This window comes from Algoriphagus sp. (genome assembly GCF_029254265.1).
Classification (GTDB): domain Bacteria; phylum Bacteroidota; class Bacteroidia; order Cytophagales; family Cyclobacteriaceae; genus Algoriphagus.
The window spans coordinates 86,568-111,990 of sequence record NZ_JAQWXX010000110.1 but is presented as its reverse complement, the minus strand read 5'-3'; the positions used below and the strand labels follow the sequence as shown (position 1 = coordinate 111,990).

General features: G+C 42.5%; 22 protein-coding genes. 3 read left to right on the top strand and 19 right to left on the bottom strand.

All coding sequences use genetic code 11. From position 1 onward, the window contains the following. Window positions 1-2: 2 nt before the first annotated feature. The 8 genes from P8O16_RS17195 to P8O16_RS17160 all read right to left on the bottom strand — a co-directional run bounded on the left by P8O16_RS17195 (window position 3) and on the right by P8O16_RS17160 (window position 10,639). Window positions 3-1,502, bottom strand: coding sequence for a sulfatase (locus P8O16_RS17195; RefSeq protein WP_300316669.1), 1,500 nt, complete (start codon window positions 1,500-1,502; stop codon window positions 3-5). A 319-nt stretch (window positions 1,503-1,821) separates the two neighbouring features. Continuing rightward, window positions 1,822-2,622 carry a glycoside hydrolase family 25 protein gene (locus P8O16_RS17190; RefSeq protein ID WP_300316667.1) on the bottom strand — a complete coding sequence of 267 codons (801 nt, stop codon included), beginning with the start codon at window positions 2,620-2,622 and terminating at the stop codon, window positions 1,822-1,824. 501 nt (window positions 2,623-3,123) lie between these two features. Then, a complete protein-coding gene (locus P8O16_RS17185) occupies window positions 3,124-3,753 on the bottom strand; it encodes a hypothetical protein (protein WP_300316665.1) in 630 nt (209 codons plus the stop codon). Between the two features lie 29 nt (window positions 3,754-3,782). Continuing rightward, complete coding sequence (locus P8O16_RS17180; RefSeq protein WP_300316663.1) at window positions 3,783-5,063, bottom strand: PQQ-binding-like beta-propeller repeat protein; 1,281 nt, start codon at window positions 5,061-5,063, stop codon at window positions 3,783-3,785. Beyond that, complete coding sequence (locus P8O16_RS17175) at window positions 5,063-6,385, bottom strand: hypothetical protein (protein WP_300316661.1); 1,323 nt, start codon at window positions 6,383-6,385, stop codon at window positions 5,063-5,065. The genes P8O16_RS17180 and P8O16_RS17175 overlap by 1 nt, the downstream gene beginning before the upstream one ends. Window positions 6,386-6,392: 7 nt before the next feature. Continuing rightward, entirely contained in the window at window positions 6,393-7,253 is an 861-nt protein-coding gene (locus P8O16_RS17170) for a hypothetical protein (RefSeq protein ID WP_300316659.1), read from the bottom strand. A gap of 218 nt (window positions 7,254-7,471) precedes the next feature. Continuing rightward, window positions 7,472-9,337 (bottom strand): alpha-amylase family protein, encoded by a 1,866-nt coding sequence (locus tag P8O16_RS17165; protein ID WP_367182833.1) that lies wholly within the window; start codon window positions 9,335-9,337, stop codon window positions 7,472-7,474. Window positions 9,338-9,343: 6 nt separating this feature from the next. Further along, window positions 9,344-10,639, bottom strand: a complete 1,296-nt coding sequence (locus P8O16_RS17160) for a M20/M25/M40 family metallo-hydrolase (protein WP_300316657.1) — start codon at window positions 10,637-10,639, stop codon at window positions 9,344-9,346. A 372-nt stretch (window positions 10,640-11,011) separates the two neighbouring features. Here P8O16_RS17160 and P8O16_RS17155 point away from each other — a divergent pair, with 372 nt between their 5' ends. From P8O16_RS17155 to P8O16_RS17145, 3 genes are all read left to right on the top strand, one after another. Further along, complete coding sequence (locus P8O16_RS17155) at window positions 11,012-12,718, top strand: GMC family oxidoreductase (RefSeq protein WP_300316655.1); 1,707 nt, start codon at window positions 11,012-11,014, stop codon at window positions 12,716-12,718. Between the two features lie 3 nt (window positions 12,719-12,721). After that, complete coding sequence (locus P8O16_RS17150; protein ID WP_300316654.1) at window positions 12,722-13,315, top strand: gluconate 2-dehydrogenase subunit 3 family protein; 594 nt, start codon at window positions 12,722-12,724, stop codon at window positions 13,313-13,315. Window positions 13,316-13,435: 120 nt separating this feature from the next. After that, entirely contained in the window at window positions 13,436-14,350 is a 915-nt protein-coding gene (locus P8O16_RS17145; RefSeq protein WP_300316652.1) for a YihY/virulence factor BrkB family protein, read from the top strand. 33 nt (window positions 14,351-14,383) lie between these two features. Here the strand turns inward: P8O16_RS17145 and P8O16_RS17140 are convergent, their stop codons facing one another. The 11 genes from P8O16_RS17140 to P8O16_RS17090 form a co-directional block, all read right to left on the bottom strand. Further along, window positions 14,384-14,815, bottom strand: a complete 432-nt coding sequence (locus tag P8O16_RS17140) for a hypothetical protein (protein ID WP_300316650.1) — start codon at window positions 14,813-14,815, stop codon at window positions 14,384-14,386. 30 nt (window positions 14,816-14,845) lie between these two features. Continuing rightward, a complete protein-coding gene (locus P8O16_RS17135; RefSeq protein ID WP_300316648.1) occupies window positions 14,846-15,730 on the bottom strand; it encodes a Nif3-like dinuclear metal center hexameric protein in 885 nt (294 codons plus the stop codon). A 78-nt stretch (window positions 15,731-15,808) separates the two neighbouring features. Then, window positions 15,809-16,546 carry a DUF3667 domain-containing protein gene (locus tag P8O16_RS17130; RefSeq protein ID WP_300316646.1) on the bottom strand — a complete coding sequence of 246 codons (738 nt, stop codon included), beginning with the start codon at window positions 16,544-16,546 and terminating at the stop codon, window positions 15,809-15,811. Window positions 16,547-16,858: 312 nt separating this feature from the next. After that, complete coding sequence (locus P8O16_RS17125) at window positions 16,859-18,322, bottom strand: mannitol dehydrogenase family protein (RefSeq protein ID WP_300316644.1); 1,464 nt, start codon at window positions 18,320-18,322, stop codon at window positions 16,859-16,861. Window positions 18,323-18,325: 3 nt separating this feature from the next. Next, entirely contained in the window at window positions 18,326-20,044 is a 1,719-nt protein-coding gene (locus tag P8O16_RS17120) for a hypothetical protein (protein ID WP_300316642.1), read from the bottom strand. Continuing rightward, the gene (locus P8O16_RS17115) at window positions 20,022-20,516 is read right to left on the bottom strand and encodes a hypothetical protein (protein ID WP_300316640.1); all 495 of its coding nucleotides are present in this window, start codon (window positions 20,514-20,516) and stop codon (window positions 20,022-20,024) included. Before P8O16_RS17115 ends, P8O16_RS17120 begins: the two co-directional genes overlap by 23 nt. A 246-nt stretch (window positions 20,517-20,762) precedes the next feature. Beyond that, window positions 20,763-21,404, bottom strand: a complete 642-nt coding sequence (locus P8O16_RS17110) for a hypothetical protein (protein WP_300316638.1) — start codon at window positions 21,402-21,404, stop codon at window positions 20,763-20,765. Between the two features lie 29 nt (window positions 21,405-21,433). Beyond that, window positions 21,434-22,228, bottom strand: a complete 795-nt coding sequence (locus P8O16_RS17105; RefSeq protein WP_300316636.1) for an SDR family oxidoreductase — start codon at window positions 22,226-22,228, stop codon at window positions 21,434-21,436. Then, window positions 22,218-22,892 carry an acetoacetate decarboxylase family protein gene (locus tag P8O16_RS17100; protein WP_300316634.1) on the bottom strand — a complete coding sequence of 225 codons (675 nt, stop codon included), beginning with the start codon at window positions 22,890-22,892 and terminating at the stop codon, window positions 22,218-22,220. The genes P8O16_RS17105 and P8O16_RS17100 overlap by 11 nt, the downstream gene beginning before the upstream one ends. Continuing rightward, on the bottom strand, window positions 22,885-23,646 hold the full coding sequence (locus tag P8O16_RS17095) for an SDR family NAD(P)-dependent oxidoreductase (RefSeq protein WP_300316632.1): 762 nt from the start codon (window positions 23,644-23,646) through the stop codon (window positions 22,885-22,887). The genes P8O16_RS17100 and P8O16_RS17095 overlap by 8 nt, the downstream gene beginning before the upstream one ends. Before the next feature lie 5 nt (window positions 23,647-23,651). Then, on the bottom strand, window positions 23,652-25,370 hold the full coding sequence (locus P8O16_RS17090; protein ID WP_300316631.1) for an IlvD/Edd family dehydratase: 1,719 nt from the start codon (window positions 25,368-25,370) through the stop codon (window positions 23,652-23,654). Window positions 25,371-25,423 lie beyond the last annotated feature (53 nt).

Below are 25,423 nucleotides of genomic sequence, written 5' to 3'. Positions count from 1 at the left end.
AGTCAATTACACGGAATTCCCTCCTTCGCGTATTTTCCAAATGGAGGGATAATTCTATACTGCTCGATTTGTTGCAGAACATCGATATCCTTCATCTGGTAATTTGGCGTGTATCGAACTTCATCCCAATAGGTCGATTTTGGATCCATAGCTCTAAGATCTCCGGTTTCAGCCATCCATTTGACCAAGTCAGTTTTCATTTGAATTTTGATGGTCGAAAATGCCGGTTTGGAAGCAAGATTCTTTAGTTGGTACGGATCATTTTTCACATCATAAAGCTCTTCTTCGAGCCGTTGGCCAAAGCTGAGTTGGAATAAATCAGGTTGTCCAGGTTTTGTTTTTCCTTCCATTTCCATGATTAGAAACTTGGTGATCGAATGGTCCACATCCCCATATTGTCCTACTGATTGATGTACAGTAGGGTTTCCAGCTGGATTTCGCTCTGGTATTGGATTCCAGATGTAGAGGTAGTCTTGATTTCGGATCGCTCTCATGGGATAGCTGAGGTCACCTTTCCGCACGTTGGCATGACGCTCCCGCTCCAGATAAACCTGTGCTCGGTCTTGTTTTTCCCCTGCCAAAAGTGCCCAGAGGGATTGTCCCGACATGGATTTTTGATCCAGTCCTGCTGCTTCAACAAAGCTTGGCGCAAAGTCCACAAAATTCACAAACTCATTTACCACCGTTCCAGCTTTCACTTTTTCCGGCCAGCGAATCGCTAGTGGCATTCGAGTACCATAGTCGTAGAGGTTTGCTTTAGCCCGAGGAAAAGGCATCCCATTATCACTTGTCATGACGATGATGGTATTATCCAATTCGCCCATTTCTTGTAACATGGCTATGAGTTGACCAGACTCCCGATCAAAGCGCTCGATCTCAAAATAGTAATCTAGGATATCATTCCGTACGCAATCATTATCCGGGAAAAAACCGGGTACCCTGACATCCTGTAGCTTCATTCCTGACTGGATCCCGGTATTTGGCACATATTCCCGATGTGGATCAGTACTCCCAAACCAAAATGTGAAAGGTTGATCTTTAGGTCTCTCAGTCAAAAAAGCTTCAAAATCTTCAAACGACTTACCTGCAGGATTATGAGAAAAGCCAGTGACCTGATACTCCCCAGGTCCCCAACCTTTGCGAGTGGAGCCTGTGAAATAGCCATCGGCTTCTAAGATTTGAACATAGGTTGGATTAGCATTTGGGAATTCCGACCAGAGATTCCCTCCGGCCTCATTTTGATGCGGATATCTGCCAAGTAAAATCGAAGCCCTGGAAGGTGAGCAGGAAGGAGAAGCTGTGTAGGCATTCGTGAAAAGTGCTCCCTCGGCTGCCAATCGGTCAAAAGTCGGAGTTCGAACTACCTGATCTCCATACACTCCAGCATGAGGAAACGACCAGTCATCAGCGATAAGGAAGAGGATATTGGGTTGTTTGGTTTGGGAAATCCCCGAAAAAGAAGCAAAAAATAGAAAGGCAAAGAGAAGAAATGGATTTTTCATAATGCGCGGGTCCAATTGGAATTTAATGGCTTTGGGTGGGGAATCCAATTTCAGAATTAGAGCTTATGAAAATTTCATTCTTTAATTTCAAAGGGACGAGGTGACGCAGCGCGAAATTAGAATCCTCTTCGTGCTTTGCGAGAGATCTTCCTCATACAAAATAACTATCTCCCGCTAAGGCGCAAAGGCGCAGTTTTTCTAAGTCAGTCCAATTATGCATGAAAATGATCTTGCGGGATCACAAGATTTTTTACGACCCTTCGCATGCTTTGCGGCAAAAAAACCTTTGCGCCTCCGCGGGAGAAAAAATCTCATTGATCTACTCCCCAATTAACAAACTCCTCAAGGTCTTCTCACCACCTCGCATTAGATTCAGGTCGACTTTTTCAGGAATTCCTTTGATTCTTCCCTTTTCAGAAAACTGCCAAATCACCCAGTAATCACTTTTCGGTTCCATGATAGGATTGTAATTGGCTACCCAAAGCGGGTAATCCTCAAATCCGTGACCTTCTAATACATGCTCAAAAAATGCATCGCCGGTATAGATGATCGGTTTCACACCGTAGTGATTTTCCACGATAGTCAGCCAATTTCGGATTCCTTCTCTAAGGCGTTCTTTAGATTGGATGGAAGATTGCTTCTCAATATCCAGAATCGGACGAAAATCCCCTTTTTTGAGTTTGACTTGCTTTATGAAATTCTCCGCTTGCTCAGTGCTACTCTGATTCGGGCGGTAATAATGGTAAGCACCCCTTGCAATGCTCATCGTATCCAATGCTTCCCAGTTTGAGGCGAATAGCTTGTCCAGATCATCGCCCATCGTGGCTCGGACAATAAAATATTCGATCGGACGGTCTTTAAGTATTCTGTCAAACTGTTTCCAATTTATCTGGCCTTGGTAATGAGAAATATCGATCCCTAATACCCCATCAATATGTGTCCGGAAAACATATTCAAACTTTAAATCTTCAAACTCCGAAAGTGGTTGATTGGCGTAGTAGGGAAGTTTATGGAGCTTGTTCCAAGTGGAATACACCAAGTAACTTGTCCCTCCGATTAAAAGGATGAACAGCAAACTAATTCCTAACCAAAGTGAGGGTTTCTTTTTCTTTCGGGGCATTGAGGTGGATTAGTCCGTAAAAGTCGGAAAAAATGAATTGGCGTTTAAGCTTTCCCTGTCAGTTGATACTGAGAATTTAGAAACAATTGATTTGCATACCACTGATTCCAGGGCGAGATATAGGACTCACCCTAAAATTCCAATTTTTTAAGGTGAGTGGGCTTTTCTGACCTTGGCGTTGAGGTCTGTTTTGAACAGTAACATTAAAAAATCAAAAATTTAATGTTGCTGTTGATTTTTCAGCCTTGAATTTAATGCCAGAATTGCAACTCAAACCAACTCGGTGTCTGCGAAAAGCGGAGAATCAGCTGGGGGGATTATTACCTGAACATGAAGCTGTATTGGATTTTGGGGAGTTGACAGGGGTTTTTAAATGAGTAAATCGAACTCGTACTACTCGAAATTCCTGAATTTTCTTTCTGAGCATATGATTTAAAATCCTCGCGATAGCTATTCAAGGTTGCAAACCTCTAGTAGTGAAGGATTTAGACAAACTCATGCTCAAAAAAACATAGAAAAGCCAAACTTCATACCTAAGCTGTTTTGATTAGTAGTCAGTTTTAAATCCTTCTCTTTGAGATTTGTGCCATTGTAGGTTAGGGAAAGATCAAGCGAACTCTTTTCTCCCAGCAGAAAAACAATTCCTAAGCCTCCTCCTAGATTGGATACAGTATAGTTGAGATCGCTGTCTATTCCAGATCCTTCTGTAGTTTGTCCCCTAGAGCCAAATAGAGAGTTGACTTCTGCAAAAGGAATGATTTTTTGGGAGGAGAAATAGTATCTAACCCAAGGACCTGCTCCAAAGAAGGAGGATTGAGAGTCTAGTTCAAGCCCGGCTGACTTGGTAGTCCCAGTACTAGTTGAAGTGGCTAATTCCAATCCTGTCACCAAACCATTTGCTATAAAATATCCTCCCCTAACGGAAAGAAATAGACTAGTTTGTCTTTCTTCTACACTGCCGCTACCTGCGATTTCAGTTTTTGAATTGGTAAAAGCAATCCCCATAAGCCCATCATTTTGCCCTAATCCTAGTGAAGTCCCCATTCCAACGAGAAATTTACCTTTTCCCGTTTGAGCTGCGGCGATAACCGAAATGAAACATAGTAATCCGATAAGTAATATTTTTTTCATGATTCCTTGGTATTAAATTGAGTGTTTAGTTATCTATATGCTTCAAAGCAATAGGCATTATTACCTGTCAGGGAAATGACTTTGCCCTTCTTTCCGTTTTCTCCTGGGAGTATATGGATTGCCGTTTTCCAAAATATTTCATCAGGAAATTCTCCTATAAGTTTGGGATCGATCTTCCATACGGTCTTTCCCTCCCGGATATCTATCGCATGGAGCTTACCGCTTGCTCCTCCGTTGAAATAAACGACTCCATTTAGGTAGCTCATTTTACTGCTCGTGCCTGAGCCTCTGGTCTTCCAGAGCTGATTGCCGGTCATTGGGTCCAGCGCATAGACGTATTGATCCTCATTGTTAATAATTACCATATCCTCCTCGATCAAGAAATTGGAGAAAAAGATCTCTCCATCAAACTTCTTTCGCCAGTACTGCTGACCCGTCCGGAGGTCATGGCAGGCCAGCTCAAATCCCACTGCCATGTATAACCTATCCTTGTAAATCACAGGTGGATTAAGCAGTACCCCATTGAAGCTTTTCTCCGGATTGATGATGGTCTTTTTATAGATCCATTGACGAGTCGTCTGATCGTAGAGTCCCAAGTAGGACTGCCAAAAAAACTCAAAGAAAGGCTCCTGCCAGACGACCGCCAGATGCTCTTTTCCATCCACCACTGCCGGAAGTGCTGCTGTCACATCCCCGATCCGATTGCCAGGAAAGAAATAGTCCATCGTAAAGTCTGGGATTAGGTGTTCTTCTAGCTCTCCGGTGACTATATTTCCTTTGAAAATGATAGACTGATCTACCGAATCAGGAAATGCATCAGATCTCCCGAAGAAATAGAAGTTTTCATCTTTGCCATATACATTTGGTAGAAATGAGCGATCTAATTGCTTTTTCCATTGGGTTTCCCCATTCTGCAGATTGACACAATACAATCGACTTCCTGCCGGGAAAAAAATAAGATTATCAAATTGAGGGTATTGGCCAATTAGGATCTCTTCAGTAGCTTGCACAAATCGATCATCCCATTCCCATAAAATTTCCCCATCATTTGGGTCTATCATGACTAAAAGCCTACCCGTTGGACCTTTGGTCATTGGTAAAACGATATTCCCGTTAAACTTAATCTGAGAATGAGTAAATCCATTTGTAATTGGTTCACCCAACTGTACACTTCTTTTCCAGAGGTAAGGAAGGGAAATTACTTCCCCTTCCTCATTGGTTTTAAGCTTGGGCTCGTCATTATCCCATAAGAAACAGGAGCTGACTAAAGTAGAAGCCAAGCAAATAATTCCTAGGCTAAAATGTTTCATCACTTTCGAGCCGTTCTGAAGATGTCATTTCGAAAGTCAAAAACATTGTTGAATTCGGCTTTTGTCCCATCATTTGGCTGCCTATTTAGCTTGCTGTTCGACATATTGAGCACTTCGATATGATTGGCACCCTGGATAAAGTAGCGGTTGGAGGCGGGTAGGGAGGCTATATCCTGACTATAGCTGGGGATAAATCCATCGGAGGGATAGTGTACCATCACCTGCCGCGTACGCTCTACAAATCCCCACTCTCCACAGGACTCATCCCGGTCTCTACCCACATCATCGATAAGCAGTTGCTTACCCGGGATAGTCTCACAGGGGATCCAAGTCCATACCCAATAGGTTTCAAGTTCCAATCTACTGGACTTGGTAAGTCTATTCCAGATAGTCTCACTGTCATTGAGCCAGTCGACTCCCTTTTTCCACTGCACTGCCTTGTTTGCGTTAATTGCTGCCTGTACAAACAATACCGGATTTATAAACCCTAAAATGGCATTTACTATTGTGCCAGCAGTTCTGGCTACAAAAAAGCCATTGTAAATTACTTCCACGCCAGTTATCGCGTCTGGTAGTAGTTGATCACTTGGATTAGTGCTATTTCGGGTTATCGTACTACTTAGTAATCTCCAATGTACCGGGCTATTTTCCTGAGCAATCATACTAAGTCTAGGTATGGAGGAACTGTAGTTATCAATTTGAGATAGAAAAGGACTTCCCATTTTCAAATCCGCTCTTGCCTGTGCAGAGCCAGCGTATTGACTCAATAAGTCATTTGTGATAAATAGCTCGCAGATTTTATTGGTAGTCAAATTAGCTCCAAGTGCTGAGGCGAAACTTAGGGTCGCAACGTTCCAAGGAATCCCAAAAAGCTCGGTAAGTGGACCTGCGCCCAGATCATTACAGGCCTTTTGACTCGCTAAGTATAGACTGTTATCCTCAAAGGAATTAGCGATGCCCGCACCTGAGTTCGGAGTGCCAACAGTAATCAATGCATTAATTTTTCTGGATGAAGAAGGACTGATACGGTCTAGATTCCTCAATACAACCCCTCCCATACTGTGGCCAATTCCTATATTTTGTGAATTTACAGGAATGGAACCAGACAAAGTGCTTGTAGAAGTAGCTATTCCAGAACTGGAAGGATAGAAAGGTCGAGAGCTGTTCATTCTACGCTCAGCTTCAAATATAGTAGCATAATGCTGCCAAGCTGTCGTTGTATCATTGAGTCCATGAACCCAATAAGTGTTTTTATTTTGTGCCAATACTCCCATTGAAATGAAGTAGGCAAAGCAAAAAGAAAATATAGAATATTTTTTCATGAGGAAATCAATTTAAGGAGATGTTCAAGTCAGAGATTTTGGTCAAAGTCACCTTTGTCAGTTCAATTTTCTCCTCGAGAAAAAGGGGTTCTTCTACCCGGATGGCATCTAGTGCCCCAGTCTCTCCTTTGGCATAGCCATAGTAGGTAGTTTGGAGAATTTCATTTCCTTCAGTATAAATTCTATTGGCGACCATTCGATTTTTATTCTTGTCAATCAACATCACATTGATTCCCGTCTGTCCGGGTTCAAACTGTGCCAAATCCACTCGTATTGTGACATAGGTTTCATTTTCCTCCAAAATCTGAAATTCTTCTATTTCTCTTACAATTGGGTTACTTTTCTTTATTTGCTCAATGAAGTTTTCCAGATTAGCCTTGAAAAACTGAGATTGAAAATTTCTGAGAGCCCGGTTGATCTCTTCTTTGGAATTCGTCTCCTTGATTTTCTTGATTTCTGTAATCCAAGCCGAGTAATCCAAACGCTGCATGGGTTGTGATCCCAATAGGGCACCAGATCCGTCATACCAAGAAATCTCTCCTCCATAGATTACGGTCTTTTTGACAGGAGCCCGATCATCAGACAGATCCTCATGAGGAATTTTGATGCCTTCATTTTTGGACAAATGCTCAATGTTAAGTTGAGCTTCTCCAGTCTCATGAAGGATAAATTCTACCAGCTGCTTTTCTTCAAAGGGATTAAGTGCCGATAGGGAGTTTTCATTCAGTGCTCCTAAATCGCCCTGATAGTCAGTGGAAATCACTGATTCCCAAGAGACTTGGAGTAAGCCTTTATTTCCTAAAAGTGGATTCCCTTCTGCGACTTGATCGCTTGTGATTACTTCCTGACTACATCCAGACAGGACCAATGTGAAAATTACGAGGGCATTAAAAAAGGTAAAATTACCTAAGCCCCCCCCCCTAGTTCACTAAGAAGGCAGGACAATTTTATCCGGTGCCTTTCTTTTTTAATTTTTGGTTTCATATTGTTGATTGGAATTGAGATTAAAACTAATCAATTATAATAACGAAAAATGAAATTTCAAAATGGTTTCAAAAATAATTTAGTTAAATCTATATTAAGTTATTACCTGACACCAAACACCGCTGACTCCCAAGGTCCTAATTCCAAATCGATCTCAGCCCCTTGATCTGTCACACGCAGGTTGGTCTTTTTCTTCCCAAACATGACTTCCTGAATTTCTCGCTCACCTTTTTCCAGCTTCCAAGCTTTCAGCAGCTCCGGGGAAAGTTTAAGCGTTGTTTTCACTGATTTGAATTCGTCGAAGTTGGTCACTACAATTAGCTTTTGATTTTCATCCCATCTCGCAAAAGCAAAGGCTTTGTCTGTGTACGCTGGGTTTTGAGATCTGTTGAAGGAGTGAACCTCCGCGTATTCTCCCATCAAGGCCGGACTGTTTCGGGTGAAGTTTAGCACTTCGGAATAGTAGTTTCGCAGTGCTTTCTCATCGTCCGAAAGCAGTCCTCCATCAAACTTCCCTTCATTCATCCAGCGCTGATGTGCAGGCACACCGATGTAATCGAAAATGGAAGTTCTGGAAGGATCACCGAAACCGGCATCTTCGGCCGCAACTTCTCCAACTTCCTGGCCAGAATAGATCATGGTCGGGGAAGTAGAAATCGTCGCAGAAACGACCATGGCGGGCATGGCTTTCCAGGGGTCATTGGCAAATTGTGGACTGGCGATTCGCTGCTCGTCGTGATTTTCCAGGAAGTGAAGCATGTGATGCTCGATGTCTTTCAATCCTTCCAAAATAGGAGCCAGATTGTCGGTAGAACCATGACCTTGCATGATGTGCTTCAGTGTATCGTAGAGCTCCACTTTGTCATAGAGGTAATCCATCTTTCCCTTTCGGATGTAATCTCTGTAAAGACTTGGGTTATACACTTCGGCCAAAATGAACGCATCAGGCTTGGTGTGTTTGATATGTGAGTTCAGATAAGACCAAAATTCCACCGGAACCATCTCCGCCATGTCGAATCGAAAGCCATCCACCCCTTTACCTAGCCAAAACTGTGTGATGTCTCTGAATTTAATCCAGCTATCCGGGACGTCTTTTCCCTGCCAAAAATCATAATGCGCACTCCAGTCCAAAGAATCCGCTCCTGCCGGTATTTCTGAATAATCTTTGCTGCCGTCGGGTTTGATTCCATAATTTACTTTCACGGTCTCGTACCAATCGTAAAAATGCGGCTGGGCTTTTCGGGATCCATTTCCAGTCCATTTGGCTGGTATTTCTTCAAATTTCCCGTCTGAAAGTGGGTGCGGCTCTCCTCCTAAAGGTTGATAGTCATTTAGTGGCTCGGGTACCTGAAAGGATTCTCCCGGGATGTAATAAAAGTTATTGTCCCTTGCATATTCTACAGCGGTATCATCATTTGCTCCGAAATCTGTAACTCCTGCGGGATTATTTTTCCCCTCATAGCAGCGCGCAATATGATTAGGGACAATGTCAATAATCACCTTCATCTCATGGGCATGCGTTCGGGCGATTAAAGCCTCAAATTCTTCCATTCGCTTAGCAGGATCCACTGCCAAATCCGGGTTTACCTGATAATAATCCTTGACCGCATAGGGCGAACCAGCTCTTCCTTTGACTACATCCGGATCATCATTGGAAACTCCAATCGATGAATAATCACCGATCAGCGCATGATGCGGCACCCCAGTATACCAGATATGGGATACTCCTAGTTTTTTGATTTCTTCCAATGCCAAATCAGTGAAGTCATTGAATTTCCCAACTCCGTTTTCTTCAATTGTTCCCCAAGGTTTATTGGCAGTATTAGTATTGCCAAAAAGGCGCGGGAAAACTTGGTACACAACAATTTTTTGTGGCTTCATGGCTTCTTCAGCAATAGGTTCAGGTTGATTTTTGCAGGCGCTTAAAGCGAATATTCCCGCAAAGAATAAGGAGATATATGCCTTCATACTAATTTATCTAGTCAGACGATAAATAAGAAGTGTACTTCTCTTAATAAGATTTGGATATTCATTGAGCTTGATGGTTTCCCCTGGTGCATGTGCTCCGGAACCGGAGGCTCCTAATCCGTCAATTGCGTCCAAATAGTCCGCAACATAAGACACATCACCAGCACCTCTGCTTCCTGGGTCACCAGGCTTCACTTCTCCATAGCCCATATCGATACTGAGCTCATTTAGAACTTTAGCCAGTCGAAGGTTTCCCTCGGTCGGTGGCATTGATGGAATCCCGTCTTTGAAAGTAATTTCTGCATCTGTTTGATTGAGATTACGGTCCACTATTTCCTGCATTTTTGCCCGGGTACGTTCTTTTTGCTCCTCACCGAGAAATCTTAGATCTCCGGTTACCAAAGCCTCTCTTGCTACAATATTTGTCTTCCCAAGTGCTTCACCAGCTCCGGTTATTTCGTCATAGCTGATATCTGATCCACCGATAATCTGGCCTGGGTTGAAGGTTAAATATTGCTCTCCGGCTAATTCCTCTCTGAATTCTGTCAAGATTCTTGCCGCTTCATAAATTGCTCCATAACCCACTGATTCTCTAAAAACTCCAGAAGAGTGACTTTGCCTTCCTGAGGTTTTCAGCCTCCATCCACTGGATCCTCTTCGTGCTACCGTTACCGTGCTAAAACCTTGTGCAGTTTCGTAAGCCAAAGCCAAGTCATGATTCTTTGCTCGCGCAATAAAATCTCTTCTGGAAATTTCCTCATTTCCGGAGCTTTCCTCGTCGCCATTGTAATAAACCGTGATCGTCCGATCTTCCAAATACCCCAAATCATGCAATGCTTTCAAGCTTGCGAAAGCCATCACATCGCCACCTTTCATGTCGTTGAGTCCCTGGCCGGTGGCGGTAGAATCATTTAGAACAGTATATGGGGTAAAGGGCATATCTTTTTCAAAAACTGTATCTAAGTGTCCAATGATAAAGATTTTCTTGCCTTTGGTGCCTTTGGTGCCTTTTCGAGTGGCTACAAAATGACCTGCGCGATTCACTTCAGAAGGAAGCTCAACCCATTCTGTTTCGAATCCGATCTTTTGAAATTCACGGGCAAAAACATCCCCAACAGCTTTGACGCCTTCTTTATTGAGCGAGCCTGAGTTGATATTGACAACTTCTTCAAGAAGTGCGAGCGTGGAAGCGTAGTTTTTTTCGACTTCAGCGATGAGTTTTTGTTCTTCCGGAGAAAGCTGCTGGGCAAAGCCAATTGAAACCGTAATAAAAAAGGCCAGGGAAAGGAATAGGTTTTTCATACTCGAAAAATAGGGGAAAAACCGGGAGGCGGCAAGGAAATAAGGGACATCGAACTATTTATGGCATTTTCTTCGATCAAAATAATCTGGAAAGGACTTTGGTTTTTGATTTTACAGATCGTGCCTTTGGCACTCTTGAAAATAATGAATTTTGGTCAATGCATTGGGGGCATGATTTCCCAGCATTGCATGCTAGGCTGGTACAGAATGTGCCTTTGGCACATATATAAAAAGCGCTGAAGGCGTAGCTTGTATCAACCCTAAATTAAATTTGGGGTTGATACAGCGACGATTTGAACCGAGCCCTGAAGGGGCGATCTGTAATTCAACCAAAAAATCCTTAATATTAGCTATCCAATCAACCTATTGTATATGGCCAATTTTAATATCGACGCAGACAAAGCTCTCACCTACGATGCCATCGTCATCGGATCTGGAATCAGTGGAGGCTGGGCGGCGAAAGAACTCTGCGAAAAAGGATTGAAAACACTCGTTTTGGAGCGTGGTAGAATCGTGGAGCATGTCAAAGACTACCCAACCATGAACCTAGATCCCTGGGATATGGAATACCGAGGAGGATTGACTCCAGAACAAAAAGCAAAGCATCCGATTGGAGTGCGTACTGGTTTTATAGGCGCTGCTAACGAGCATTTTCACGCCAATGACATCGAAAATCCCTATACCGAAGTCAAACCTTTTCTATGGGTGAGAGCCCATCAGATGGGAGGCAGGTCTTTACTTTGGGGAAAGCAAACTTACCGCTGGTCGGATTTGGACTTTGAGGCAAATGCTAAAGATGGTCACGGCGTGGATTGGCCGATTCGCTATAAAGACATCGAATCTTGGTACACTTACGTGGAGAAATTTGCGGGAATCTCTGGAGAGGCTTTAGGACTTCCACAGCTTCCGGATAGTCATTTCCTTCCGCCAATGGAGTTGAATTGTGTGGAAAAGCATGTCAAAGAACGAATCGAAAAAGAGTACAATGGTCGGAATATGATCATTGGTCGAGTAGCACATTTGACCGAACCGCTCAATGGTCGAGGCAAATGTCAATTCCGAAATCGCTGTGATCGAGGTTGTCCATATGGTGCTTACTTTAGTAGTAATGCGGTGACTTTGCCAGCCGCAAATGCGACTGGAAATCTCACCATCAGACCTTTCTCTATTGTCCAATCTATCGTTTATGATGAAGCCCTTGGTAAAGCAACTGGGGTGAGAATCATCGATTCGGAAACAAATGAAGAAATCATATATAAGGCGAAAATCATTTTCTGCAATGCTTCTACCTTGAGCACCACGCAAATTTTGATGAATTCTACATCCAGTAGATTCCCAAATGGGCTAGGTAATGACAGTGGTGAACTAGGCCATAATTTGATGGATCATACTTATCGAGTAGGGGCAAGTGGTTTGGTGGACGGATTTGATGATCAGTATTACAAGGGCCGAAGACCTAACGGGATTTATATCCCACGATACGTCAATCTTAAGGATGGACCGCAATCAGATAAGTTTGTCAGAGGCTTTGGTTACCAAGGTGGAGGTCAGCGAGCCGGCTGGGGTCAGGGTGCCAATATGCAAGAATTTGGAGGGGAGTTTAAAGACAAAATTATGAATCCTGGACCTTGGGAATTTTTCATTACAGGTTTTGCGGAATGTCTGCCAAACCATGAAAATAAAGTTTACCTCAATAAAGATGTGGTAGACAAATGGGGTCAACCTACCTTATCAATCGACGCGGAATGGGGCCCAAATGAATTAGCGATCAATGCGCAAATGCGAATTGATGCAAAAGAAATGCTAGAGCGAGCTGGCTTGAAAGAGATCATGGATTTTGATAAAAAGCATGAAATGGGTTATGGCATCCATGAAATGGGCACAGCCCGAATGGGTAAGGATCCAAAGACTTCCGTGCTAAATGGAACGAACCAGGTTCATGCTTGTAAAAATGTATTTGTGACTGATGGTGCCGCCATGGCATCTTCCTCTTGCGTGAATCCTTCCCTTACTTACATGGCATTGACAGCGAGAGCAGCAGATCATGCGGTAGCTGAACTTAAAAAATCAAATCTCTAAGCGATGAATAGAAGAGACGCACTACGAAAAACAGGACTTTTGGCTGGATCTGCTGTAGCAGCACCAAGCTTGCTTTCTTTACTCCAAGCTTGTAATCAGACTCCTAGACTGAATTGGACTCCGATCTTTTTGGATGAAAATCAGGCAACATTTATCAGTTCTTTTGTGGATACGATTTTACCAAAGACAGAAACGCCTGGAGCTTTAGATGTAAAGACGGATATCTTTTTGGATCTGGTCTATGCGAAAACCTATTCTCCCGAAGGACAAGCAAAAGTGAAAGCAGACATTGATCAATTCAATGCAGACTGCAAAGCCAAGTATGGGAAAGTCTTTGCCGAGTTGAGCAAAGAAGATAAAACAGCTTGCCTTAAAGATCACGAGGCCAATACTGCCACCTTCAATCGTGGTGTTTGGGGAACAGCAGTTGGTGAGCAAAAGCCTGTTGGGTTTTATCGACAACTGAAATCGCAAGCACTTTGGGCATATTTCAGTTCGGAAGAAATCGGGAAAAATGTTTTGAATTACGATCCCATTCCGGGGGAATATTTAGGATGTATACCAGTCTCAGATGTAGGTAAAGCTTGGAGTTTGTAACTGAAATTAGAATTCCACATCTAAAAAGGCTGTTCAATTTATATGATGTACCCTCAATAAATGTCTTATTTTTTGGGGGCCAATCTTAATTAGTTTTTTTATCACCTTTTTGACAGACCTATGTACTTTGCTCATGCCTCGAAAGGATTTTGGCGAATAATCAAAAAGTCAGTCCTCAGTTTCTTTCGAGAGGATGTATTCACCTATGCAGCCTCTATTTCATTTTATACTATGTTATCCCTGCCTGCAGTGCTACTAATTGTAGTATCGGTAGCAGCGACATTTTATCAAGAAAATCGAATAGAGGAGGAGTTAATCGATCAGATTTCCAGTTTGATAGGAGTTGACACAGCAAAGCAAATTGAAAGGATTCTTGCAAAAGCAGCGTTAAAAGAGGACTCTGCATTTTTAGCCAAAGTAGTGGGAATTGGAACTTTGATCATCAGTTCTACCACTGTGTTTTTTTCCCTTCAAACAGCCATCAATAAAATCTGGAACTTGAAAGCAAGGCCAGGGAAAAGCTGGATCAAATACTTGATAAAAAGGCTTCTTTCTTTGGCTATGGTGATTAGCATTGGGTTTCTTTTAACGGTATCCTTGATAGTAGAATCAATTTTGATGATTTTCAAAAGAAATCTTCAGGTTTTTCTTGGGGATATTTCCTCGACTTTAGTTCATATTGGCTCTGAACTAATATCATTTGGGCTCATGTGGTTGATTTTTTCCCTCATGTTTAAGGTGATTCCTGATGTCTCTATACGCTGGAGAAATGTTTGGATTGGGGGTTTGATTACAACTTTTTTGTTTGTTGTTGGCAAATTCCTAATTGGACTGTACCTTGGTTCTGCAGCTATGATGGACCTGTATGGAGCCAGTGGATCATTGGTTGTGATTTTAGTTTGGACATATTATGCGAGCCTTATTTTTCTTCTAGGTTCAAAAATTACCCAAACCTATACTCAAGAGACTGAAGGAAAACCTTTAGTCAATGATAGTGCAGTAAAGGTGGAGACTGTAATAAAAGAGAGGAAATAATTTCTACTATGTAGGGTATCAACAATCAAAGAATCATTGATTCATCTTTATCTCTTTTCTTCGTTTTATTTCCCAAACAATAGCGCCTCCTATTGCGCCTAGTGCAATTCCTCCAGGGCCTGTAAAAAGAATCCCAAGCAGTGGCCCTTGAGCAGAATCTGGTGTAAAAATCATTGGCCCAATAAAACCAATTAAGAAACCAAAAACCCCTAATCCAAGTGCTCCAGTAACAATATAATTGCTTAGAGTAGCTTTGGTGTTTTTATTCGCTCCAGTTTTTTTCCAAACTGTGAAAGCCAAATAGCCCGCAAATAAAAAACTTACTATTCCTGAAAACACAAAAATCCAATTTGGCGAATCACTGCTAAAGGGAATAGAAAGCATTCCACTCAAGATCCAGAATAAAAAGTAAAAGGAGGCAACAAAGGTTAAAAATGAGAAAAGTAGTTGTTTTATTTTGTGCATAAATGGCTTGTGTAATCCTGTGAAGGTACACTAAAAAATATGTAATGAATTACCGCTTGGAAAATGGACAACATTCACTTCCGGGATATTTTTTCTAATCCATTCTGCCATAAATTCTGAGCCTCCTTCTTCGCTAGCCGAATGACCAATCACAATTAAAGAAAGTTTTTCGCCCATCTCATTTGCATTACGCACATATTCCGGAGTTTCCCATTCCGGAGATTCGCCTACAATAATCACGTCAGGTTTTTGCTGCATGGCCATATCGATTTGTCGCCGACCGCCAATCGCCCCGGGTAATAGCAGGACTTTGGATACCGTCTGATCCAGATCGCCTACATAGCGCATCGCAGGTACTTGCAGTTTGTCCTTGATATGATTGATCAGATTTTTCAAAGAAGATTTAGGCAAATTCAAAACAGCGTTTTCTTGGTAATAATCATTCCAGCCCAATTCATTAACCACTCCGGCTTGAACACGATCCACAGCTAGGGAATGTACATAGTCATGATTTCGCCAAATGGCTATTCCGTGTTTTTCCAGTAAGTCTGCCTTGTAGTTGTAAACAGGATCATTTTCAAGCCATTCTGTTTCATCCAGATGATTGTAAAAAGTAGGCTCATGAGCAATAATGAAATTTGCATTCACTTCAATTGCTTTTTGGATTACAGTGATCGTAGCAAACATCGTGGTAACAATTCCTGTCACCACTTGATCTCGTGAACCGGATTTCAGGGTATCTACCGTTTGAGGAAATGGACCGTCAGGCACATCGGAGATAAATCGATCCATTATTTCACCGACCGTGATTTTTCGAGATTCCTCATTTGCAAAAAGATCAAAAGGGTTTAATGCTAGTCCTACTCCTAGGATGCTAGTAGAATTGAGGAGGAATTCACGGCGGTTTTGCTTCATGTTCATTAATAGTATTTGTTATCAAGTTAGGGAAAAGCGAAAGCTTTATCCCGTGGAATTAGTAGGATAGGACCTCTATCAGGCTTTGCTCATTTGATCGATCACTAAGCCTAGGATTATTAGCAGGAGAAAGAAGGTGATCGATCCGAGCAAATAGGCAAAGAGTCCTTTGACATAACTCATAATTCGTTTTTTATCGAAAAAATTTCCGATTGCAAAGCAGATATATCCAAAACCAAATATGCCACCGAGGCCCAGCATACTTTGCTTAGTAAGTCCTTCCACCACGCCGAATAAGGTGAAAATCAGCATTCCTATCCCCATCACAAAACAGAGCAGAATCAGGATCTCAAAAAAGTTATACTGGTATTTGCGAAAGAAAAGCTTGATCCAAAGTGCCACAAAAACAGCCATGAGGATATTGGCATACCCATAATTTTGTTGTACCCATGCAAATAGGTCAAGCACAGCGGAATCTTCCATCTCTCCAGCAGCTACATAGCCATCCTCGAACCGCAGATACTGTTGAGCGATGGTGTAGGCCAAGGAGCATATGATTAAGAATATTAGCGGCTTCACCAATCGACTTCGATCCTCTCGAATAAAAGTTTCAATGTTTTTGCCCGGACGGATCAGCAATTCTTTGATCGTAAATAGGATTCCCTTTTCGAAATTAACTACGCTCGCGATTTCAGAAGCGATGTAGTTTCCATCAATTCGTTTTAGAGTTTTGGGATGACCACATGCGGAACAAAAATCACCTGTAATCTCGCTTTGACAGCTTTTGCATCTTGTTTCGCCCGTTTGCTCTGACATTTTTTGAATATTTAGACTTAGAATTGACCCATGTTCGTTCGTCTAATTTAGTAATTCTCAAAAAACATTAGACTCTCTTATTTGCGCCGAGAGTTTATTCTGAAATAGTTGGTTTTAGCCCGAGGAGACGTTTTTCCGACATAAACTTAGCAACGCTACTTCGGCTACTGGTAAGCCTTGGTTTTGGCTGTAACAGATAGTAGATGAAAGACTCATCATTTGTTTTGACTTTATGTTTTTCTACACCTTGTCCAAATAGAAAGCAGGGAATGATTAGCTGAGAAAAGAAGTAAGCAATTGCAATAGGTCTCGTCATTTCAAATGAACCGTAACATCTGGGTTTTCATAGAATCGAGTGACTGTCTCTACATAAAGCTCGGTGAAGCTTGAGTTTTGATTAAGGTTACCAAAGACTTCCTGTACCTGCAAGAAGCTTAATGGATCTTCAGTCGTATTTTTGGCTGCCTGATGAAGCTGATCTTTCATGGCATCTGTAATTTCCAAGGCTTGCCCATTTTGATCGATTTGCTTGTCTGAGTAGTAACACCAAGCGGCAATCAATAAGGTGGAAATTTCAATGTTACCTTCATTTTTGAGATTCTCCTCTATCGTCGGAATTATGAATTTGGGTAGTTTGGCGGAGCTCTCGGCACAGATCCTGCTGACTTTATCCTTGATATTGGGGTTGGCAAAGCGCTCGAGCAAAGAATCTTTGTATACCTCCAAATCAATACCTTCTACAGCATCCAAAACTGGTGTAGCTTCGGTATCCCAAAACTTTCTTAAAACACCTTTTAACAGGTTATTTTCAGCGCAAGCGTCGATAGTCTGAATCCCCATCAAGGCACCGAATATGCCCAAGACAGAGTGCCCTGCATTGAGCAGGCGGATTTTCATCTTTTCGTAAGGCGTGACGTTTGGAACAAATTGTACCCCTTGAACTTGGTTAAACTCAGGTCTTTCATTGGAAAAATTGTCTTCAATGACCCATTGCAGAAATGGTTCACAAGTCACCGGCCATTCATCTTCCAGATCAAAACTTTGCTTTAGGTAGTCAATTTCTGCTGCAGTGGTGACGGGAGTGATCCGATCCACCATGCTATTGGGAAATGCCACCTCTTTATCCACCCATAAGGCTAAATCGGGATCCTGGGCAGATAAAAAAGATAGGAGCATTTTTCTTGTTACATCTCCATTGTGCTGAATATTGTCGCAGGACATCACGGTCAATGGTGCCAGTCCAAGGTTCTTACGTTTCCTTAGGGCTGCTGACAGATATCCATAAATCGTTTTGGGATCATTTGGGTTTCTGAGTTCGTGCTGAATAGTTGGATCATCCAAATCAAATTCCCCATCCGTGCGAAGGTTATATCCCCCCTCGGTAATAGTTAAAGAAAGAATCTTAGTGTCCTCATGTGCCATCCGGTCTATTACAGCTTGGGGATTATCAGGTGCCAATAGGAAGTCCCACATTTGGCCCATCACTTCAGTTTCTACCTTCCCATCCGGATGCCTAGTAATTAGTGTGTAGAGACAGTCTTGGTTCTTGAAAACTTCAGCGATATGCCGATCTCCTTCTCGTAAACCAATCCCACATATTCCCCAGTCCTCGTTTCCTCCTTGCTCTAGTAGCTTTTGAACGACTACGGCTTGATGCGCTCGGTGAAAGCCACCTACACCTATATGTACTATACCTGATTTAAGATTTTCCCGATTGTAATTGGGGACTTTAAGGCGTTCAGCTAGTGCTGCCAGATTCTTTTGATTTAGCTTCATATTTTACTGGGTTGCTATTTTTTTTCCACGATGCATCGCCCAATAGGCGGTGATGAAATATGCCAAGGTACAGATGAACCCAATAAAGTAGAAGTTTTCTCTATTGGAGAGGTAGGTTGCTTCATCTGAACTCCCAAATAATACGATCAGTCCTAAAACCATCGTGATTGCGAGGGCAATTAGGGATATGATATGCAATATTTTGGTAAAAAGTGAATGGTCAACGACTTTGATTGGTTCCTGATTTTTTTGCCAGTCCTGATATCGAACAATTTGCTCTTTTTCTTCTGTTTCTTTTTTCTCTTGCTCAGGATATTTCTCTCTTGCTCCTGAGCGTCCAGCCAAAAAAGTATAGAGCAGTATGGAGAAAATCCAGGTGGGAATAAACAGGTAATAGAAAGACATAACGTCCAACATATTTAACCCAAAACCCAGAATTAAACCTAGGATCCACGTGGCAATAGCGGGTGTGCTAAATACTACTTGGCGATAAGAGGACCAGTAGCGTGTATACCCGATTCCAGGAAAAATTTGGTGCTCGGCAAAAACAATCGCTCCGACGGGAACCACAATCAATCCTGCGTAGGTCAGCAATGGCAATATTTGAGAGAAAACAAAAGGGAAACAAGCCACTACCATAGTCACTAGTCCTACGATCAAGGTTGTCCTTTCCCTAGAAGTATGGGTGAAAATAGCCTGCGCAGCCAATCCAGCTCGATATAGATTGGTGATGGCTGTGGTCCATCCGGCCACGATCACAATCACAAAACCACTCATGCCCAGAGCATAGAAGGCAACATCTCCCGGATCAATTTCTGAAATGGATTTACCGAGAATCACAGCGGCACCGGCACCCATAATTCCGGCAGCAATCCATGCCACATAGTGACCAAACATCATCCCTGTACTTGTCGCTAGACCATAAATTTTCTTTTTGGCGTATCGTAAAAGAGCCATGTCTATCAAACCAAAATGTGTAATCGTATTGGCTGCCCAGGCAAAACCAATAACCTCCAGTAGTCCAATGCCAGGTTCCCCCTCGCTGTTTACTCCAGTCCAAATGGATTGGTCCCCAATGTATATGAACTCCTGCCAGCTAGCCGGAAGGGTGCTTCCTAATACAGACAGTGATAAAGCAGGTAGGAGCACCATCGCACCACAAGAAAACATGACAAATAACCATGGGGCACAAATTCCGGAGAAATCGGAAACTGCATCGAATCCATAGATGGTAATGAACACCACAAAAGAGCCAACAAGCAGGACGATTAGCACAAACCAAGCATTAGAGGGATACCAATTGAGCTGAGCGGGAATGTTGAAGGCAAAGCGAACGGCGGTCGCTGAGACCGTAATCATCGCTGCGGAAATAACCGTGAAAATGAGAACATTTGCCCAGTTGTACAGCTTGCTCATCGAATCCCCGGCAATCTTATTCAGGTAAGTATACAAACTTAAGCGGGTCTCTACGGCAATAGGAGAGGTAATCAAGGTCCAACTGAGAACTGCCAGAATATTTCCGATCAGGAGTCCTAGAAGAATATCAGTAGTCTTGGCTCCAAGTGAAACGAAGGTGGCCCCAATGACAAACTCTGTGGCCGCCACATGCTCTGCAGCATACAAGCCTGCAAAATGCGTCCAGTTATGAAGTTTATGTTTTGGAACGGGAAGCTGTTCTGCTTCCATTTCTTGGTATTTCTCAAATTCCTTCGGTATCGACATGTTGAGGTTGATCAGTTTTATTTTCGATTAGTTCAAGTTGGTCTTTTCTAAGTTCAATTTCTACTATTGCACCATATTCTAGCCCTTCTATTTTTGGAAAGATCAATTCGAGTATGGTCGGCTTTTGAATATGATCCTCTTTAGTTTCTGGATCAGGCATATAGACCAATCCCTTATAGGTTTGACCTTTATAGTGGATTGAAGCATCGAAGAAATAAAAATTCTCCGGAGTAATAAAATCTGACCAAGCAATGTCCTTGAAAAAATGTTTTGGCTTTTTGATTTGGTAAGAGAAAGGTGAGATATCCAGATTGATCGTTCCCATGTAATAGTTACTCAAATCAAGTCCTCGTTCAAGAAAATGCTTGAACTGTTGTTTTAAGGTGCCCTCGGGGTATCTTTTATCATCTCCTTTTCCAGATGCTACGCCATGACCCGGCATTATTTCACCGCGAATCACCCTGTATTCCATATGATCTTACTATTTCTTCCTTTTTGAATCTTGCTGGGAATATACCAGAACGTTAGCTGAAAACATATTTTTGTATCATTATACCTCCTATCTAGTTGGCTAAGGCTACTTTTTGAAGGCGGTGAGTAAGGACACTCTGGGGCAGTCTTTTCCTAAAGCCGCGGGCTTAAACCTAGGGATTATGGAATTTTCAAAATAAAAAAAACCGAAGCTTTCGCCCCGGCTTTCCATTTCGTTTGATTCGTATTAATTGACCGAAAGGCCAGAGATCCAGATAAAGCGCTTGCCTTCTGCATTCATATGGTCCTGGGCGAAGGTTAGTGGTCCAGCTTTAGTTTCGTTTTCCCATGTCCAAGTGGCGCCTTGCTCTCCATTTCCTCGGCGGAAAGTCCATTCCAAAATCTTGTTGTTTTCATCCAGATAGAGATCATAAGCATCCCCTGGAGTGTAACCGTCAGCGGAGTTATAAATAATGGTCAACTTGGTAGAAGTGGTTCCTTTCAGGGGAGAGCTAGCCCCTTCCTCAGTCTCAAAAGTATACCCGGAGTCCCAGCCCAGCTGGAATGGCATCATTGCCCAATATTTATCATTGATAAATGCGCGATCAGCAGGAGGAAGTGAATCTGTCATACGGCTATACGAATAGGTTGTATCCGGATCAGAATAGTCTACCGTATGGTCCTTCATATTCCAAAGGTAAGTTCGTGAAAGTACATTGACAGAATCCCTTTGTACGTTCCAAGTGAAACCAATGGTATTTACCTGATCCATTTGATCAAATCCATAGGCTAAGGCTACTTTCATTGGAAGAGTGTCAGGAGTAGTTTCTTTTGGCTGGCAAGCCACTAGGATTCCGATAAATAAAAAGGCAAGAATTAGATTTTTCATAGAATAAAGTTTTGTCAAAGTTAACAGGATCAGGGATTAGTTTGTTTTTCGAGCCATTTTTTATACTTCTGGTATTCGAATATGCCGTAGATTTTTTTTAGGAATCTGAAAAAACGTGTCAAGATCAGCATGCTTAAGAACAAATGGGAGGGGAATATTTTCTTTTTCCTTTTTGCCGTACCTGAAAGTATCGTTTTTGCCACCCAGGCTGAAGTTTGTCTAGGGTAAGCTTTGGGAATATTGTTGCCTGCCGTATCAAAGAAGTTAGTAGCTGTAGCAATCGGGAATGCCAATGTTACCCAATCTCCAGTTTTTTCGGACCAGATGGTTCTAGCCCATTGGAGTAAAGCAGACTTTGTAGCTGCATAAAAGCTATAACCCGGAATATGCCAATAAGCCATGGCAGAAGCGGTGATGATCAAACGGAAAGATTTTTCGGGAAATAATTCCCGAATCATAAACCCGATTTGGATTGGACTGTGGACGTTGAGTTGGAATAAGCGGTCCATGTCTTTCCAATTTTGATTTTCCGAAGGGCCATATTCTGCTTTTCCCGCATTTGCAAAGCAAAAATCCACATGAGTCCAATTGGATTTTACCCATTCCAAAATTTGCTCATTGCCGCTTTTCTGACTTAAATCGCAAGCGAGTATTCCTGTTACATTGGGGAATTCCTGTTTAAGTTCTCGCAGTTTTTCGCCAGCTATATCCACCAATAGAAGATTTGGATTTGATGGGGAAATTTGTTTGACCAATTCTAGTCCTATTCCGGAAGCAGCACCGGTTATGATGCAATTGGTTTCGGTGTAGACTTTATAATTCATGATCCGAGATGGGGAAATTGATCCGGAAAGGATTGATTTTCACAGCAAGAAGCGGTTTCTGTAAACGGATATCAGGGAAAAAATCAGGCCTTAATTCCTTGATTTTTACTTTCGCCAGTTTTCCCCAACCACTTCCTGAGGGTTTGGTATAAAAATCCTGACCTTCCCAAGATTGATGTAAATCGATCGGGAGAAAGCTAGTGCTTGCTGGGAAAGGAGTTCCAAATGATTTCACCTCAATAGAAAATATGACTTGGTCATTTGAAAAGACTTTTATTTCAGATTTCCCATTTTCTTCTTTCCAAGAAAAGGGTAACGTATTTTTAGGGATTCCCCAATTAGCTCTGCCATTTTGAGTGCTTGCTTCAGAATCTACATAGATCTTGGTAATGCTTTGTTTACCAGTTGGAGAAAATTTACCTGGGATTAATAATAGTTCATTGTAAGGTCCTACAGGCGAATTTTTGTAATTCACCAGCATCAAATAGCCCAACCCTCCTTTGAATTTTCCCTGAAGTTTAGGAGGAAGTTGACCGAAGTCCTCCACCCATTTTTTCGAAAACTTATAAACCAGAATAATCCCTTCCCCCTCAAGTTGCCAAGGGGCTGGAGCAATAGGAATGCTCTTCGACGGTGAAATTGAATTTGGATTATTTTCAGCCATATGGGGAAGGGCTGACCACGGTCCATCCTCCGTCAATGACAAGGGTCTGGCCAGTAATGTGCTTTGCAGATTCTGATACCAAAAAAGCTGCAGCATCGGCGATATCCTCAACATAGGCGGCCCTGCCCAATGGGGTGAGCTTAGCCCATGTTTTTTCATAATCCTTATCAGAAGTCGTTCTGCTTGTCAAAGTTGCCCCCGGTGCAATTGTATTAATTCGAATTCCCAGCGGGGCTAATTCCAAGACTAAGTTTTTTGCCAGCATTTCTAGAGCAGCTTTGCTCATGGCATACGCAGCAAGATTTTCATGACTTTGATGTGCAGTGACCGAAGAAGTAAGCAAAATCGCTCCACCTCTTTTTTGGTCTTTCATTACATTTGCTGCGGCTTGGGTGAGAAAAAAACTCCCGACTTGGTTGACGCTGGTGACTTTCATGAAATCTTCTCTAGAATACTCCAGAAAACTGCCGTAAAGGGTTATCCCTGCATTTGCAATCAAAATATCTACAGAGCCAAAGTTGGAAATCGCGGTTTTAATAAGTGAATTAATGGTGTTTTGGTCACTTGCGTCTCCCGGGACAGCGATGGCAGACATCCCATATTGATGCGAGATTTTTTCACAAGCATCTTGAATCAAACCTGCTTCAAGGTCATTCAATACTAGATTGATACTTTGGGCAGCTAGTTTTTCGGCAATAGCCAATCCTATTCCCTGTCCTGCACCGGTGATGATTGCTGTTTTTTTCTGTTTCATTTTTCTTAGTGCGAATCTCGCTTCACTTCTGATCCTGAACTTCCCTGTAGGAAATCAAAATCGACTCCCTCATGCGCTTGATTTACTTTGTCTAAAAATAAATTCACATACCCTCGCTCATATGGAAGTTGGGTTGGTTTGAATTCTGCCTTTCTCTTAGTCATTTCTTCGTCGGAGATCAGAAGATTTAGGGTTCTATTTGGCACATCCAGCTCGATCTTGTCTCCATTTTGTACAAAAGCCAATGGACCACCGATGGCAGATTCCGGTGAAACGTGAAGTACAACTGTTCCATAGCCTGTCCCACTCATTCGTCCATCAGAAATTCGGATAATATCTTTGATTCCTTTCTCTAATAATTTCTTTGGCAATCCCATGTTTCCTACTTCTGGCATTCCAGGATAGCCTTTTGGGCCTACATTTTTCATGACCATCACGCAGTTTTCATCAATATCAAGTTCTGGTGAATCAATCAGAGCCTTGTACTCATCAATGTTTTCAAAAACCACTGCTCTTCCCGTATGTGTGAGCAAGTGAGGACTTGCTGCTGAAGGCTTCAATACTGCTCCATTTGGACATAAATTGCCTTTGAGTACCGCAATTCCGGATTCTGGTTTGATCGGATTTTCAAATGTCCCGATCAGGTTTCGGTCATAGCATTCGGCTTTAGCAATATTTTCCCCGATGGTTTTTCCATTGGCGGTGATTGCGTCGGTATTGAGCTGCTTCTCGATTTCTTTCATCACGGCAGGTAAGCCACCGGCATAGAAAAGATCCTCTACCCAATGTTCCCCGGAGGGCTGCACATTAGCGATCAATGGGATTTTCGAGGAAAAATGATCAAAATCTGTCAAATCAAGTTCTACTCCAATTCGCTTGGCAATAGCAGTCAAGTGAAGGATAAAATTGGTTGAGCCTCCCAAAGCTGCGTTCACCATGATCGCATTTTCAAAGGCTTTTCTTGTCAATATTTTGGACATTTTAAGGTCCTCATTTACCATTTCTACTATCCGCATTCCTGCCATATGTGCCAATACTTTTCTTCGAGAATCTGCTGCTGGAATGGTAGCGTTGTCAGGTAGGGCCAAGCCTAAAGCTTCAACCATCGCTGCCATTGTAGAAGCAGTCCCCATAGGTGCACAATGGCCCACAGAACGCGACATGGCTGCTTCTGCAGCAATAAAATCTTCTTGGGAGAGCTTTCCCATTTTGAATTCTTCAGCAAATCTCCAGACATCTGAAGTTCCGATTTTCTTGCCCTTGAACCTACCAACGAGCATCGGACCACCAGATACTACCAAAGCGGGAATATCCACAGAAGCTGCACCCATCACAAGTGATGGAGTGGTCTTATCACAACCACACATCAATATCACTCCGTCCATTGGATTGGCTCGTATGCTTTCTTCCACATCCATTGAAGCTAGATTGCGAAATAGCATAGCTGTTGGCTTGATGGAACACTCCCCAAGTGACATGACAGGAAACTCGAGGGGAAAACCTCCGGCTTCCCAAATCCCACGCTTCAGTGCTTCTGCCAAATCTCTAAAATGTGCATTGCATGGAGTGAGCTCGGACCAAGTATTACATATGCCAATTACTGGCTTGTCTCCCTCGAAGAGGTGATGGGGAAATCCTTGGTTTTTCATCCAGGAGCGATAGATGAATCCGTCTTTTCCGGTGCGTCCGTACCACTCTTGGCTGCGAAGTTTCTTTTTGGTCATGGGTTTGATGCTTGCTTGTTAAAGCCAGAATTTACCAAAAAAAATCGCAAGCC